The sequence below is a fragment of the Pseudovibrio sp. Tun.PSC04-5.I4 genome (assembly GCF_900104145.1).
In the GTDB taxonomy this organism is placed as follows: domain Bacteria; phylum Pseudomonadota; class Alphaproteobacteria; order Rhizobiales; family Stappiaceae; genus Pseudovibrio.
Window position 1 is genome coordinate 61,108 of record NZ_FNLB01000001.1, and the last position, 14,043, is coordinate 75,150.

A 14,043-nucleotide genomic window follows, 5' to 3' on the forward strand; every position below is an offset into this window, starting at 1 on the left:
TCATAAAGGTAAAAAGAAAGCATCTTAAACTATTGCGACCATTCACCTATCCAGAAGTCAGAGGCGTCCATGTCTTAATCGGCGTACGCCAGTCGATCCCCTCGGCGACCACGAAAGACAAACAGGTGGCCTGAGTAAGGATCTTCAGCCAAAATCTGTTCTGTTTGAGCGGCCAAAATATTGAAGCCCCGGCGCATGTCGCTAACACCTGCCGCTAGCCAAACACGGGTATTACTGGGAACCGGGATCATGTGCGCAGCTCCCGTAAGATTTACCCGATCAGATCAGGGCTAACCCGACCACTTAGATTGATGTGATGACCACCCGCAAGCCGGATTTCAAGACAAACTGGACCGGTGTTGCCAACGGCTTGCTCCGCACTCACCACAACGGGCTTTGACACGCTCTCCTCGACAACGCAGGCAGGAACAAAACTTGGCTCTGACGTGTATGCTGAGTTCCCTTCAAGAGTAGAGTTGAAACGCCGGTCTTTCAGCCAGTAATACAGCCGTGCTTTTCTTATGCCATGCTGCCTGGCCACATGAGAGATCGGTAAACTTCCTTCCAGCGCTTCTTGACATACCGCCCGCTTGTCGGCCTCACTCCAGCGTCGTTCTTCACTGTCCTTCATCACCTAAATCCATGCTGACAAAACTGCTCGCAGGATAGATGAGCAAACAAATAACCGTTAGGTCACCTTCACCGGACGCTCACACAATGACAATAAGTGTTAGTTTGATCTAACACTGTTCCTATCTGGCAGGCTGATGCTTTGTGCCTGCCAGATCACTTCAATCAAGATTTGTTGGAAAAGCCAAGCGCTTAAAACAACTCCCTGAGGATCTCGTCAGGGTGAACGGGTAAGCTATGTCTAATGTACTCATAATGAAGCTTATGGAACCTTTATCTCAGAGCTACAACGATCCTTACGTTGTTGAGCTGCGCATGAAGCGTCCGGAGCTGTTGTTTTAGAACAGCGCAAAGCAGATCTTCTGGAGGTTGAAGCCGCTGATCTGGGCTTCAATCAGTTGCGCCGGATCTGTCAAGCACTGGCCAATTTCAATGGTCTGAGTTTTTCCGAGGATGCACACCCAAAATTCTCTGTCACGCTGCCAGAACGACACCGCTTTGAATGCTCGCTTGGACCAAGCACGCTCACCGGTGTGTCGATGGCTGTCCGCTGTAAACATCGCTACCAGATCAATTTTAAGGATATGGGCCTTTGCGATGTAATGGTGGACCGCGGATCGTAGTCACGGACAAATTGCGGAGCTATACCAACCCCGTCCAGACCCTGACTCCTGATGCAGATCACCGGGCTCGCAATGGATTGAACAACAGGATCGAAAACTCTCACCGTCTGACGAGAAAGCGGGAGAAAATAATGGGAGGGTTCAAATCGCCCCGGCAGGCACAACGGTTCTTGTCTGCCCACGATCACATCAACACCATCTTCCGTCCCCGCCGCTACAAACTTTCCTCTCATTCCTACCGCCACGCAAGGGTTGATGCCTTCGCCCTTTGGACGGATTACACGGCAGAAATGACCGCCTGAAATTTGACTGAACGCGGCCTTTGCAACTCACCTCAAACAACTTGGCAATACCGTTTGTACTCAGCTCCTTTGCATGAAGACGCAAATTTCCCTCGCTAGGCACATATAAAGCGTGAGTTACAAATAAGGGGTTGATGAAGAAGACACCCACAGAACTCTAACGCGGCTCAGTGGGGTTAAACAAAGAGAGTGCGAAAATAATTTCATAAACTTACAGCGCTTGTAAGTAAAAGCCATTGACTGGGATTTTTCCGTAGCTTAAGGCGGAAGTGTACTTATGCTTCGTTAGAGATTGCTGTGAAATTCGCAAAAGCCAAAGCAACGATTTTAGCTGCGCTATTTATTTTGATGCAGCTTGTTGCCCCTCCCGGCATGATGGTGTCCGGAGGTGAGGACGGCTTTGAGATTGTCATTTGTAGTTCTCAAGGAATGAAAACCATTCTCATTGACGAGAATGGTAACGAACTCCCTCAGGTCGATAAAGCCAGCGATAGTAATTGTGGTTTTGCACATTCGGTTGCCAAGGCGATCAAGGTTTCGCCAGAAACCACATTTGCCCGCTCTGGCGTAAGCTCGCTGTCCGTTTCAATTCCGCAAAGCGTAACGTTATTTGAAACGACCTTGCGTACCGGTGCGCCTAGAGCCCCTCCCGTCTAATTAGAATCTGAGCTCATCCCTTTTCTGATCCATCTATTCCACAGCTCCGCTCAATTGGTGGAACTCACAGGATCAGTATATCGGCTATTTGATCAAATAGCGTTGCTCAGTGCATTCAAAATTCCCCTATGAATACATATAGATACTAATAGAAAGAGGGAACCATGCGATTTCCTATGGTTCAACGTATTGGCTTTGTCCTTTCGCCAAGCTTCAGGGCCGCTGATATCATTGGTGTACAAGCTGTGTTGGGCGCAATTCCGCTGCATCGTTGCTACTACATCTCGAAGGTACTTGAGCCTGTAAAGGGCAGAGCAAATTTCCCAATAGTACCCAACACGACTTTCGAGGACTGTCCTCAACTGGACGTTTTGGTTATTGGAGAAATGTCTGAACATGCACTTAATGATGCAAACTTACTGGCATTCATTCAGGTGAGAGCAAAAACTGCTCAGCATATAATCGGCATTTCCAACGGCGTATTAGCCCTTGCAAAAGCTGGTGTACTCAATGGAAAAAGAGCAACAGCAGATGCTTTGACGTATCCTAAGCTCTCAATCTATGATGCTATCCCAGACGGACTGGGGAAGCCGGTAGAAGACGGAAATATCATAACTGCCGGACCATCAACAGGCGCTACCGAAGCTGCTTTTTTGACTATGAAAAAGCTGGTCGGTAATCGCATTACACAATTGCTTGAGTTGACCCTTGAATACGATCCAGAAAAGCAATTCAAAAAATCAGACAAAAGCGACAACCTAGCAAACGTATTCCAAAACACATCAAAAGCACTCAAGGTTGGAGTGCTTACGCCACCTGGAATATATGCGCCGGATATCGTTGGAGCCGTCGATGTATTTGGCTGCCTGCCTAACGTGGAATTTCATTATCTTTGGAAAGAGAAACAAGAGGTATTTGGCCTTTTGTGTCCGTCTCTTGTAGCCGATACAACTTTTGACGATTGTCCTCAGCTGGATGTTCTCATCATGGGAGCCTCAATTCCAAAACATTGTGCGGATTTGGACGTGTTGAAATTTATCCAGAGGCAGCAAGATGGGCTTTCAGCGGCAGTTACGATATGTGCAGGTGCTCTCATTGCTGGAGCTGCTGGTCTTCTGATCGGCAAGAATACCACATCAAACTTCCACCATACCAAGTACCTTTCTGAACTAAAGGCAATTCCAAGCCAAAAATCGGTTGAATCTGATGGGATAATCTACAGCGCTGGACCGGCGATTGGTTCTTACGAAGCTGCGTTACGTGCGGTCCGCGACATCTATGGCGAGTTGGCCGCAGAATATATTGAGAATGTCCATTTGGAGTACTCACCTCACCCTGTTTACGGACAAGGCTCACCTGAGAAGGCAGGGAAGCTGAAAACTGCAGTGAGCAAAGCCATTTTGTCCCCTCTCAACCCTTTCTTCAGGTCCGCAATTCGACGTGGATTTAAAGCTGCTAACAAAGCTTAAGGCTCTGATTTTGTCCTGCAAACCGTCCTCATTATTGGCCTACTTAGTCGCAATTGTGTTTGTGATCCTGCAGCTTATTGCGCCTCCAGGCATGATGCCTCGGGCCAGTGAAGATGGTTTCGAGATCACGATTTGCACGTCACAAGGCCTACAAAAATTCTTCATCACAACATCAGATGAGCAGGAACAAGGTACAGAAAAAACAAACACTCAATTCTGTGCTTTCTCGTTCGCCTCCTTTATGTTTCCGGAAGCTGTAATACCCGGTAATTTTGTGGTGGAAGCCCACATATCCCAGCTAAGCTTCTTCCAAAATATCGCTGTAAACTACAATTTCCGGCGAAAAAGCCATACGCCAAGGGCTCCTCCTTTCTTTGTCTGATCTTTCCCTTTTGAAGACAATGATTGGAAATAGAATGAACAAGATCAAGCAACTACTCAGTGCCAGCAGCATTCTGGCAGTGTCTCTTCCTGTGCTTGCGGCAGGGGTAACCTCAGCCAGTGCTGAGGACATCCAGAACCTTCGCATTGCTGTGAAGAAAGATCGCTACAGCGTTGATGCGAAGAAGTTTAACTTCACAACCCGACGCCCCGCAGCTCAGATTGTAGAGACTGCAGTAAAGCCAGATGAGAACTTTAAGCCTCAGGGCCTGTTGTTTGAAACATGGGATTACAAAGACGGCGTTTACAACATCAAACTACGTGAAGGCATTAAGTTTCACGATGGGCAAACCTTCGATGCGAAAACAGCAATCGATGCCTTGAAACTTTATGATCAGGGCCGTTCTGATTTTCTACAGATCGATCAAAACAGCTTTTCCCAAACCGAGGCCTATGAGTTTTCGTTCAAATCTGAGATCAACTCCTCGCTTGTTATAGAGAACATGACGCACAGAGGCGCATCATTATTCTCGCTTAATGGTGATCGAGCTGAAAACCCAATTGGTACAGGTCCATACCTGCTGGATGAATACAAGCCTAAGCAATCAATCAGCCTGAAACGAAATGATGCATATTGGGGAGAGAAACCAAAGGTTGAAAATATCAGCTATCACTTCGTCCCTGATGATCAGGTGAGATTACTGGCTCTCCAAAACAACGAAGTTGATATTGTTGCTGAAGTAACGCCGCAGATGCTGCTTTCTCTACCCAAAGATGGCTCCGTCGTTATTCATCAGTCCCGCCCAATTCGTTATGTTGCTCTGTTGACCAACCTTCACGGCAAGGCACCCTACGACAAGCTAAAAGATCTACGTGTAAGGCAGGCTCTGGCCTATGCAATCAACCGTGAGCAGCTGGCTGAGGTTTTATTTGACGGTAAAGGCGTTGTTGCAAAAGGTATTCTACCAGATTGGATGTTCGGACTTGGCGATGACCATGTCGACGGATTTGACTACAACATCCAAAAAGCTAGCGCTCTTCTCGATGAAGCCGGTTGGACAAAAGGCAGCGACGGTATGCGGAGCAAAGACGGTGAACCGCTCAAGCTTCGTCTTGTTGCAGCCTACCCAAATGTTTCCAGTGTGAGACCAATGCCAGAATTGCTCGAACAAATGTTCCGCAACATCGGCATTGAAATCGATCTGGTTCAGGTTGATGATTCAGGCGTATATGACGACACCTATCTGGCGACAGGTGAAGCGGATCTTTACATGGAGTTTGCCTCCAACAACAATACAGATCCAACCTACCTTCTTTACAATCTATTCCATTCAAAAACGCCTTGGGGCTACCAGTACACAGCACCCGGCGGAGCGCTGGATACGATCCTGGACAAAGCGCGTCAGGGCCAAAATCGTGAGGAAGTCATTGAGCTTGTTCGCGAAGCACACCGCGAAATTGTTCAGACACAACTTGCTGCAATTCCGATCTTGATGGTGCCAAACTTCAATCTTTCTCGTCCGGGCTTGAACATCCCTATGTTCGAACATGCTGACTGGATTGACTACGGTCAGGTCACCCAAACCAAATAGATACCGTGCCGCACAAGCCACTCTTTGGTTTGTGCGGCCTTCTATGAAAGAAAAACAAATGAAGCTATTTGTTTTCAGGCGCACGCTTTCTGGAATACCAACACTATTTGGCATGACCCTGATTGGCTTTTTAATCATCGGGCTGACACCTGGTGACCCCATTGAGATGGAGCTGCGCCGATTAGGCGTCACTTTTTCAATAGAACAGATTGAAGCATTAAGGGGTGAGTATGGTTTAGATAAGCCTCTGCTCCAACGTTACTTCATTTGGCTGGGGGATCTATTCCGACTGGATCTCGGTGTATCCATCGCTTCTGGAAGGCCTGTTCTGGACCTGTTCAAAGAGCATTTTCCCATCACCGCTACCCTGTCCATATTGGCGTTTGTCAACGCAGCGTGGATTTCACTTGTGCTGGGTGGGATTACCGCTCTGTCTCAACGCACCTCAGTGTCATCGAGCCTCTATATCCTGACTGTCGTTCTCGTATCCGTCCCCTCATTCTGGCTTGCCCTCTTTCTGCTTGGCATTTTTGCTTTAGGGTTGGGTTGGTTCAAACTTCTGCAGTTTGGTAATATGCAGGATCTGATCCTACCAGTAACGACATTGGCGTTGGGTAGCGCTGCTGCAATGAGTCGACTGGTTCGCGAGCGTATTTTAGCCGTGATGAGCGAAGACTACATCCGGCTGGCAATTGCAAAGGGGCTGTCCCGCAAAGTCATACTGGGTCGCCATGTTCTTAAATCTATCCTCCCGCCACTTATTACCAATTGGGCAATCTCATTTGGAGCATTGCTGGGTGGCTCTGTCATTGTCGAAAATATATTCAACCTACCCGGTCTTGGCCAATTAGCCCTGCAAGCAATTGCTGAACGGGATTTTGCAATACTACAAGCCTATCTGCTCTTCATGGGACTTGTCTTTTTCATCACAAACTTTGCTGCGGATCTGGCAAATTACTGGCTCATGCCGCAAGTTATAAAGGGTGAACATGGCTTACGTTGACACCTCATCACCCTTCTCCATATCACGCGTAACACGACTGATCAGGGGCAAAACAAGCTTCATTTTTGGATGCATACTCTTATGCGTCTTTATCACCATTGCGATTGGCGGAGACGCATTTGCTCCAAACCCACCCAATCAAATTGACCTTCTCCATCGGCTAGGCTCCCCAAGCCTAACTTATCCGTTGGGAACGGATCATCTAGGCCGTTGCATTCTTTCTCGCCTGATATCTGGCACTGCCTTATCCCTAGGAACGGCGTTGGCAACAGCAGGTCTCATACTGTCTCTCGCACTTCCTGTGGGATTGGTCAGTGCGCTCATGGGCGGTTGGATTGATGCGATTTTGATGCGTGTGGCGGACATATTTTTAGCATTCCCGACGCTTGTCTTCGCCTTGGCGATTATTGGATATCTTGGCGCATCCTTAACCTCAGCGGTTATAGGGGTCGCTCTTGCATGGTGGCCTAGTCTTGCCCGTCTCATTCGCACACTGACCTTAGATGCTGCATCAAAGGATTACGTGCTTGCATCCCGCCAGTGCGGACAGAAGCCCATGAGTATTGTTATCCGGCACATCTTTCCACAAATCTTGCCTCCTCTACTTGTCGTTATCAGTCTGGAAATGGCGTCCTTATTGCTTGTCTTAGCATCCCTGAGCTTTTTGGGCCTTGGTGCCCAGCCACCCGCCGCTGAATGGGGCGCGATGCTCAATGAGGCAAGACCATTTTTCGCAGAGCGACCGGGAGTGGTTCTGGCTCCCGGGCTCGTCATCATTCTTGCAGTGCTGAGCTTTAATCTGGTTGGAGAAGGAATTCGCTTTCAGCTGGACAAAAGGAAGCCCTACCAATGGTGATCGATAAACTTCTTCAAGTTCAAAATTTGACGGTTTCAACCAATGCCAGTCAAATGACCAATCTGATTGAGAACATTAGCTTCGATCTACATGTTGGCCAGAGGCTGGGGTTGATCGGGAAATCTGGCTGCGGAAAGTCTGTTACCTGCCATGCCATAACAGGGGCCTTGCGGGCACCACTAAAAGTATCCTCTGGCTCAATTCAGTTCTGTGATCAGAGCCTTTTGGATTTATCTCCTCGCGAGAGGTTGAAGACCCGAGGAACTGGGATTTTCTGCATTTTCCAGAGCCCCGGCAGTGCTTTACATCCAAGTTTGATGATAGAGACACAATTGTTGGAAATTACTAAAAAAGCATTCCTATCAAGACAAGAAGCTCATCAGGTCATTTCCCAGTCTCTTGATGCTTTGAGCCTCCCAAAACGTTGCCTGAACCAATACCCCAGCGCTTTGAGTGGAGGTATGAAGCAACGGGTTATGATGGCTATGGCTCTTATCATGAAGCCGACCGTATTGATTGCCGATGAACCAACCACAGGGCTTGATGTAATCACGGAATATGAAACGCTGGAAGCATTGGATGTGGTTCTGCAAGAAACGGGTTCTGCTCTCCTTTTCGTAAGCCATGACCTTCGGATTGTTCGGCAAACATGTTCGTCTGTTCTGGTGATGGATGGGGGACATATTGTCGATACATGCGATTTGAACCAACCGTTCGTTCATGGGTGCCATGAGGTCACCACAGAAATTACGCAGGCTATGGAGAGGCTTCAACTATGACCATTCGTGTTAAGAACCTGTCCATTGCATTTGGCGCCGCTCAAATCCTGTCCAACGTGAATTTGGTACTTCATCCCTCCAAAGTAACCGGTCTGATCGGCCGTTCCGGGTGTGGTAAATCTACTCTGGCCAAAGCCATGACGGGTATAATCCCTGTACCCAAGAACAGTCTGTTTATGAATGGGCAGAATTTTCAACCACAGCTGAGCAAAACCGGGCATCTGATCCATTATATGTGGCAGGATCCTTTTGCAGCTTTAAGCCCCTTTCTTAATGCTCTGGATATTATCTGCGAACCCTTGAAGGCCATCCACAAACTGCCACGCGCAGAACGGTTGGAAGCGGCTCAAAACCTGCTTCAGATGGTGGGATTAGAACAGCATTGTGAGAAAAAGCGACCTCATCAGCTGTCAGGAGGTCAATGTCAACGTATAGCACTCGCTCGTGCCTTGGCCGTAAAGCCGAAATATCTGATTCTAGATGAGCCATTATCAGCTCTTGATTTAGTAACGCAGGAAAAGGTTGTCTCGCTCATCCGTGATATTCGTAAAAAGCTTAACCTAGGCATATTGATCATTTCCCACGACTTACAGACTCTGGCACAACTGGCAGATGAGATCGTCGTTATGGACAACGGCGAAGTCGTTGAGCATCAACCAGCAAAAGATTTTTTTGATACACCTCAGCATGCTCTTTCAAAAAAGTTCGTTGAAATTTCACGGTCTACCTCACGGTCTTCGTAGCTTGCGGACGTCAGACGTGATGATTTGTGTACTCACTTTTGATCCTATCTATGCATTGATAGGACGGTGGAACTTTCCTTCTCAACTAAATATCACTTGCAATCATTTTGCGCACTCTACATTATCCGCGCCGATGGTTCCTGAATGCCAAAGGCAATAATTCAGGATGAAAAGGGAACACGGTGAGGTGTAGCCAACAGGCGCTGATTCCGTGACTGCCCCCGCAACTGTAAGCGGTGAGCATAACCAACAAAGCCACTGAGTGCGTGCACTTGGGAAGGCTGGTGACGCTTCGACCCGCAAGTCAGGAGACCTGCCATCTTAATGTCAACCCAACCCGGGCGGGGTATCCCGGAAGGAGACCAAGATGTTTGCAGTGGCTTTTGCCGTTTATAAGACTGGTTCCCTTGTGCCCCCGCATATACGCGGAGCAAAACGTGAACCAATACGTCCTTCCATATCAAACAGTCCCATCGTTATTCAGGCGGTGGATTAAAATCCACGCTTATAATCTGCATATTTGTAGAGATTACACATGATGGTCGCTGCCGATTTGCGGGTAGAAAACGCCAGCTGGGCGCCGCGCAAAGGGGCCCCTCTCCTTCTGCATCCTCTCAGTTTTGAGGTGGGGGCTGGACGTGTGCTGGGCGTTGTTGGGGCCAATGGCGCAGGCAAATCTACACTGCTGCGCATGTTGTACCGCTTCAACCGTCCTGTCTCGGGCCGTGTGTTCATAGGTGATGAAGATATCTGGTCCCTGTCACCTCGTGTGGCAGCGCAACGCGTTGCTGCAGTGCTACAGGAGCAGCCAACGGATTTCTCACTCAATGTGCGGGAGATCGTCAGTTTAGGCCGCAATCCTTACCGTGTCGGACTGGTCAACAACGGTGCCAAGGATGCGCAGATCATTTCCAACGCTCTGAACAGGCTGGACCTACAGGATTTAGCAGGTAGACGCTTTGGTACGCTCTCTGGTGGAGAGCGCCAGCGGGTAATGGTCGCCCGTGCGTTAACACAGGAACCGCAGGTGCTGGTGTTGGATGAACCCACCAATCACCTCGATATCCGTCATCAGTTGGAGATTATAGAGCTGATCAGATCGCTGAACCTCACCATTGTTACCAGCCTGCATGATCTCAACATAGCAGCACTGGTGTGTGATGACATTCTGGTTTTAAAAAAAGGGCATGCACTCTGTTTCGGTCCTCCAACACAGGTGCTTACAGAAACCGTCGTTTCTCAGGCGTTTCAAGTTGATGCCAGTTTTGAGCAGCTCTCCAAGTCAGGGCTTCCTCATTTTACTTACAAATTGAATTCCCAAGGATAATCACGATGAAACGCTTTGTACTTGCTCTTTCTCTCTTGCTGGCGCCTTCAGTAGCAATGGCAGAAACAACCGTAAAGAGCTGTAGCCGGGAAGTAACGTTTGAAGCTCCTCCGCAGCGTGCTGTTTCCAATGATGTAAACCTCACCGAGATGATGCTGGTACTGGGTCTGAGAGACCGTATGGTCGGTTACACTGGCATTTCAGGCTGGAAAACGCTGGATGAAGAAATGCGGGAGAATGTGACTGAGTTGCCTGAGCTTTCTGAACGTTACCCAACCAAAGAAGTTCTGATTGGCGCAGATGCCGATTTTTACTTTGCAGGTTGGAACTACGGAATGAAGGTTGGCGGCGAAGTCACGCCAAAAACCCTCGCCCCCTTTGGCATCAAAGTTTATGAGCTGACCGAAAGCTGCATCCATATTGGTAAGAAGCCCAAGGTCAGCATTGATGACATGTACAACGACATCCGCAATCTGGGCCGTATTTTCGGGGTAGAGGAAAAAGCAGAAGAGCTGGTTGCTGGTTACCGTGCAGATCTTGCTCAGTTCAATGTTAGTTTAAAAACCGGTGATACTCCAATCAACGTCTTCGTTTACGACAGTGGAGAGGATTCTCCTTTTACAGCAGGCCGTTACGCCATGCCAACAGCACTCATTGAAGCTGCCGGTGGGCGCAATGTTATGGACACACTGGACAAAAGTTGGGCCAAGGTCACTTGGGAAGCTGTGGTGGATGCCAATCCAGAAGTAATCGTAATCGTCAACTACGGTGAAGTAACAGCTGCGCAAAAGCGTGAGTTCATGATGATCAACCCAGCCTTCGCAAACCTCGATGCCGTGAGGAACGACCGCTTTGTTGTGCTGGAATATGTTGAGGCCACGCCAGGACCACGCAACATCAAAGCAATCAAAAAGCTCGCAACTGCTTTTTGGGGAGAATAAGCATGACGGTGGGGCTGATTTCGCCAACTCAGCATGTTGATACACCGCATAGGGGTATGAAGTCCGTCTTGCTAGGTGGAGTGCTGCTGCTCGTCCTCTCTATCTCTTTTGCAGTCAGTGTTGGGGCAATCTCCATTCCCATTGGTACCGTTTGGGGTGTTCTGGCAAACAAGATCAGTCCTGAACTGATTGACGCAAGTTGGTCCAAAGGGCGTGAGGCTATTCTCTGGGAAATACGTTTTCCCAGAGCGTTGCTTGCAGCAATGGTCGGGGCTGGGCTGGCAATGGTTGGGGCTTGTCTTCAGGCTGTGACCCGTAATCCGCTGGCAGACCCGCATTTACTGGGCATTTCAGCAGGGGGAGCATTCGGGGCCATTTTGGCACTGTTGCATACTGGCCTTTTTATTGGCTTGCTGACCGTCCCACTCTTTGCCTTTCTTGGTTCACTCCTTGCAACACTTATTGTGCTTGCCGTCGCACAACTTGCCAGCGCCACGAGCGCAGACCGTTTGGTACTCACCGGTGTGGCGGTTTCCTTTGTCGTTATGGCTCTGGCGAATATCCTGATCATGCTCGGGGACCCGCGCGCTACTCATACAGTTGTATTCTGGATGCTAGGGGGATTGGGGTTGGCTCAATGGTCCCACCTTGCTTATCCGCTGGTTATTCTTGTCGTCTGCGGGGCTTGGCTGTGGAGTAGGGCCAGTGATTTTAACGCAATGACTGTGGGAGATGAGACAGCAACAACCCTCGGCATTCCCGTTGCCCGCTTTCGGTTAATGACCTTTGTTGCTGGCGCGTTGATAACGGGCGTGATGGTGGCATTTTCCGGTATGATCGGGTTCGTCGGGCTGATGGTCCCTCATCTCGTACGCATGGTTGTTGGTGGAGATTACAGACGTGTTTTGCCAGCCTCCGCACTGTTTGGAGCCGTCTTCCTTTTGTGGGCAGATATCATTGCGCGCACCATCATGAAACCAGAAGACATGCCCATCGGTATCGTCACCGGCCTTATCGGCGGGTTGTTCTTCATCTGGATGCTCAGCAAAAGGCAGAGCTCTTAGGGCGCGGTTACTTAGAGAGGCTTGGTCCTTTGGTCTTTATAGTGAAATTCCCGCCTGAGATTTCGTTTTGGTGGTTGCAGGGGCGGTGTTGCAGAATACCTCTTTTGGCATTTATGTTTCCTGATATCTTCTTTTTCAAAGACCTGTTTTCATGCCATTCAAAAGAACGGTCGAATGTCTTGGCAGAAGCAAACCGGTTACGGCCGAAGGTCCCGAGGTGAAACTTTAGTGGGTTGCTTCAAACAGGTGATCTGGACCACGCTAATGTCACGAAAGTTGAACAATCAGAGAACGGAGGCGAAAGTCGGCGTCACCGTTCCCAACAAGATGACAGCGCTTGGACGCACCGCATTCGAGCGTGCTTTATGACGACCAAGTTCATGGGGTTGGGCAAGCTGCATGCGCAAATCGAATATTGCAACACCGCCGTGCAGCACCACCTGTCTTGGTCTATGGCGCCAGGCAGATAGAAAGGCGCCATAGATCTGAACTAAAGTGATTTAGCAAAGAGGGCTTTTACCTCTTCCCGTGTCGGGATACGGGGATTGCCCGGCAAGCATGGATCTTCCATGGCTTTACCTGCCCAACTGTCAATCACATCCACTTCGATCCCCAAAGCAGCGAAGCCTTTTGGAATCCCAACAGTCTCAGAAAGCTCGCGAATAAGCGTTAAACACAACGCCGCGCCTTGCTCCGCTGAAAGGTCGGTCACATCACCGCCAAGGGCTGCTGCAACATCTTTATATCGTTGAGGCACTTGCTCTGCGTTGAATTCACAAACCAGAGGCAGTAGGATCGCATTACACACACCATGCGGCAGATTGTGAGTTGCACCGGGTTGGTGCGCCATTGCATGAACCAAACCAAGGCCAGCGCTGTTAAAGGCCATTCCCGCAAGGAACTGACCGTATGCCATGTTGGAGCGGGCCTCGATATTTTTGCCTTCTTTCACCGCAACCGGAAGCCATTTTCCGATCAACCGGATAGACTCCAACGCACTGTGATCTGTTAACGGGTGCGCACCCGGAGTAACATAGGCCTCAACTGCGTGGGTCAACGCATCCATACCAGTCGCGGCAGTCACGTCCGCAGGCAGACCAGTCATCAGCAGCGGGTCATTCACTGCGATATCAGGGATCTGGGTGTTATCGATGATCACCATTTTGACTTGGTTTTCTTCATCAATGATCACCGAATTGGAGGTCATTTCTGCGGCTGTACCTGCCGTTGTACCGATGGCTACAAATGGAGTGCCGGGATTTTGAACCTTTTCCACGCCGCTATAATCAGTAATATCGCCCGGATTTGCAGCCATGATGCGGATTGCTTTGGCCGCATCAATAGAGCTGCCGCCGCCAATTGCAACAAAGCAATCACAACCCTGCGCTTTGTAGACTGCTGTTCCTTCACGAACCTGCGTGGCAGTCGGATTTGGAGTCAGCTTGTCAAAGATAACGTAGTCAATGCCGTTTTCTTTCAGAGCAGCTTCCAGGCTGCCCAACAAACCAAGCTTGACCAACGCACCATCAGAAACAACCAGTGCCTTTTTTACAGCAAACTTCGTCAGGTGAACTATTGATTCCGCAACAGCACCTTCACCCATTAAGGTGATGCGAGGGAGTTTGAGGGCAAATACCATGATCTTCTCCTATTATTATTTGATTTTGGAAATTTAT

General features: G+C 49.1%; 15 protein-coding genes, 1 pseudogene and 1 riboswitch. Of the genes and pseudogenes, 12 read left to right on the top strand and 4 right to left on the bottom strand.

The annotated features are described in order from the left end of the window. Nucleotides 1–74 precede the first annotated feature (74 nt). From tnpB to BLS62_RS00290, 3 genes are all read right to left on the bottom strand, one after another. Complete coding sequence (tnpB, locus tag BLS62_RS00280; protein WP_102063720.1) at nucleotides 75–251, bottom strand: IS66 family insertion sequence element accessory protein TnpB; 177 nt, start codon at nucleotides 249–251, stop codon at nucleotides 75–77. Between the two features lie 20 nt (nucleotides 252–271). Next, nucleotides 272–631, bottom strand: coding sequence for a transposase (locus BLS62_RS00285; RefSeq protein WP_093174947.1), 360 nt, complete (start codon nucleotides 629–631; stop codon nucleotides 272–274). A gap of 337 nt (nucleotides 632–968) precedes the next feature. Further along, nucleotides 969–1,190 (bottom strand): hypothetical protein, encoded by a 222-nt coding sequence (locus BLS62_RS00290; protein ID WP_093174951.1) that lies wholly within the window; start codon nucleotides 1,188–1,190, stop codon nucleotides 969–971. A gap of 44 nt (nucleotides 1,191–1,234) precedes the next feature. On the opposite strand from BLS62_RS00290, the pseudogene BLS62_RS00295 reads away from it, so the two are divergent. From BLS62_RS00295 to BLS62_RS00350, 12 genes and pseudogenes are all read left to right on the top strand, one after another. Further along, nucleotides 1,235–1,555 (top strand): annotated as a pseudogene (locus BLS62_RS00295) (DDE-type integrase/transposase/recombinase); the annotation flags it as partial. Nucleotides 1,556–1,852: 297 nt separating this feature from the next. Beyond that, complete coding sequence (locus tag BLS62_RS00300; RefSeq protein WP_093174955.1) at nucleotides 1,853–2,212, top strand: DUF2946 family protein; 360 nt, start codon at nucleotides 1,853–1,855, stop codon at nucleotides 2,210–2,212. A gap of 164 nt (nucleotides 2,213–2,376) precedes the next feature. Beyond that, nucleotides 2,377–3,681 (top strand): DJ-1/PfpI family protein, encoded by a 1,305-nt coding sequence (locus BLS62_RS00305; protein WP_093174961.1) that lies wholly within the window; start codon nucleotides 2,377–2,379, stop codon nucleotides 3,679–3,681. Further along, a complete protein-coding gene (locus BLS62_RS00310) occupies nucleotides 3,653–4,063 on the top strand; it encodes a hypothetical protein (protein WP_093174965.1) in 411 nt (136 codons plus the stop codon). Before BLS62_RS00305 ends, BLS62_RS00310 begins: the two co-directional genes overlap by 29 nt. 34 nt (nucleotides 4,064–4,097) lie before the next feature. Then, nucleotides 4,098–5,654 (top strand): ABC transporter substrate-binding protein, encoded by a 1,557-nt coding sequence (locus tag BLS62_RS00315; protein ID WP_093174969.1) that lies wholly within the window; start codon nucleotides 4,098–4,100, stop codon nucleotides 5,652–5,654. 58 nt (nucleotides 5,655–5,712) lie between these two features. Then, nucleotides 5,713–6,657 (top strand): ABC transporter permease, encoded by a 945-nt coding sequence (locus BLS62_RS00320; RefSeq protein ID WP_093176851.1) that lies wholly within the window; start codon nucleotides 5,713–5,715, stop codon nucleotides 6,655–6,657. Further along, entirely contained in the window at nucleotides 6,644–7,513 is an 870-nt protein-coding gene (locus BLS62_RS00325; RefSeq protein ID WP_093174974.1) for an ABC transporter permease, read from the top strand. The genes BLS62_RS00320 and BLS62_RS00325 overlap by 14 nt, the downstream gene beginning before the upstream one ends. Continuing rightward, nucleotides 7,507–8,292, top strand: a complete 786-nt coding sequence (locus tag BLS62_RS00330) for an ABC transporter ATP-binding protein (RefSeq protein ID WP_093174978.1) — start codon at nucleotides 7,507–7,509, stop codon at nucleotides 8,290–8,292. The genes BLS62_RS00325 and BLS62_RS00330 overlap by 7 nt, the downstream gene beginning before the upstream one ends. Next, complete coding sequence (locus BLS62_RS00335) at nucleotides 8,289–9,035, top strand: ABC transporter ATP-binding protein (protein ID WP_093174982.1); 747 nt, start codon at nucleotides 8,289–8,291, stop codon at nucleotides 9,033–9,035. The genes BLS62_RS00330 and BLS62_RS00335 overlap by 4 nt, the downstream gene beginning before the upstream one ends. 117 nt (nucleotides 9,036–9,152) lie before the next feature. Then, nucleotides 9,153–9,371, top strand: a riboswitch (cobalamin riboswitch). 202 nt (nucleotides 9,372–9,573) lie between these two features. Then, entirely contained in the window at nucleotides 9,574–10,362 is a 789-nt protein-coding gene (locus BLS62_RS00340) for an ABC transporter ATP-binding protein (RefSeq protein WP_093176854.1), read from the top strand. A 5-nt stretch (nucleotides 10,363–10,367) separates the two neighbouring features. Then, nucleotides 10,368–11,303 carry an ABC transporter substrate-binding protein gene (locus BLS62_RS00345; protein ID WP_093174985.1) on the top strand — a complete coding sequence of 312 codons (936 nt, stop codon included), beginning with the start codon at nucleotides 10,368–10,370 and terminating at the stop codon, nucleotides 11,301–11,303. Nucleotides 11,304–11,359: 56 nt separating this feature from the next. Then, nucleotides 11,360–12,367, top strand: coding sequence for a FecCD family ABC transporter permease (locus tag BLS62_RS00350; protein WP_208990659.1), 1,008 nt, complete (start codon nucleotides 11,360–11,362; stop codon nucleotides 12,365–12,367). 490 nt (nucleotides 12,368–12,857) lie between these two features. On the opposite strand, the gene BLS62_RS00360 is transcribed toward BLS62_RS00350, so the two are convergent. Beyond that, complete coding sequence (locus BLS62_RS00360) at nucleotides 12,858–14,006, bottom strand: iron-containing alcohol dehydrogenase (protein ID WP_093175001.1); 1,149 nt, start codon at nucleotides 14,004–14,006, stop codon at nucleotides 12,858–12,860. Nucleotides 14,007–14,043: the final 37 nt, after the last annotated feature.

Coding starts and splice junctions, on each gene's coding strand:
- BLS62_RS00285 (WP_093174947.1), bottom strand. CDS start 631: ATGAAGGACAGTGAAGAACGACGCTGGAGTGAGGCCGACAAGCGGGCG.
- BLS62_RS00340 (WP_093176854.1), top strand. CDS start 9,574: ATGGTCGCTGCCGATTTGCGGGTAGAAAACGCCAGCTGGGCGCCGCGC.
- tnpB (WP_102063720.1), bottom strand. CDS start 251: ATGATCCCGGTTCCCAGTAATACCCGTGTTTGGCTAGCGGCAGGTGTT.
- BLS62_RS00320 (WP_093176851.1), top strand. CDS start 5,713: ATGAAGCTATTTGTTTTCAGGCGCACGCTTTCTGGAATACCAACACTA.
- BLS62_RS00305 (WP_093174961.1), top strand. CDS start 2,377: ATGCGATTTCCTATGGTTCAACGTATTGGCTTTGTCCTTTCGCCAAGC.
- BLS62_RS00290 (WP_093174951.1), bottom strand. CDS start 1,190: ATGTTTACAGCGGACAGCCATCGACACACCGGTGAGCGTGCTTGGTCC.
- BLS62_RS00335 (WP_093174982.1), top strand. CDS start 8,289: ATGACCATTCGTGTTAAGAACCTGTCCATTGCATTTGGCGCCGCTCAA.
- BLS62_RS00325 (WP_093174974.1), top strand. CDS start 6,644: ATGGCTTACGTTGACACCTCATCACCCTTCTCCATATCACGCGTAACA.
- BLS62_RS00350 (WP_208990659.1), top strand. CDS start 11,360: ATGAAGTCCGTCTTGCTAGGTGGAGTGCTGCTGCTCGTCCTCTCTATC.
- BLS62_RS00315 (WP_093174969.1), top strand. CDS start 4,098: ATGAACAAGATCAAGCAACTACTCAGTGCCAGCAGCATTCTGGCAGTG.
- BLS62_RS00345 (WP_093174985.1), top strand. CDS start 10,368: ATGAAACGCTTTGTACTTGCTCTTTCTCTCTTGCTGGCGCCTTCAGTA.
- BLS62_RS00330 (WP_093174978.1), top strand. CDS start 7,507: ATGGTGATCGATAAACTTCTTCAAGTTCAAAATTTGACGGTTTCAACC.
- BLS62_RS00360 (WP_093175001.1), bottom strand. CDS start 14,006: ATGGTATTTGCCCTCAAACTCCCTCGCATCACCTTAATGGGTGAAGGT.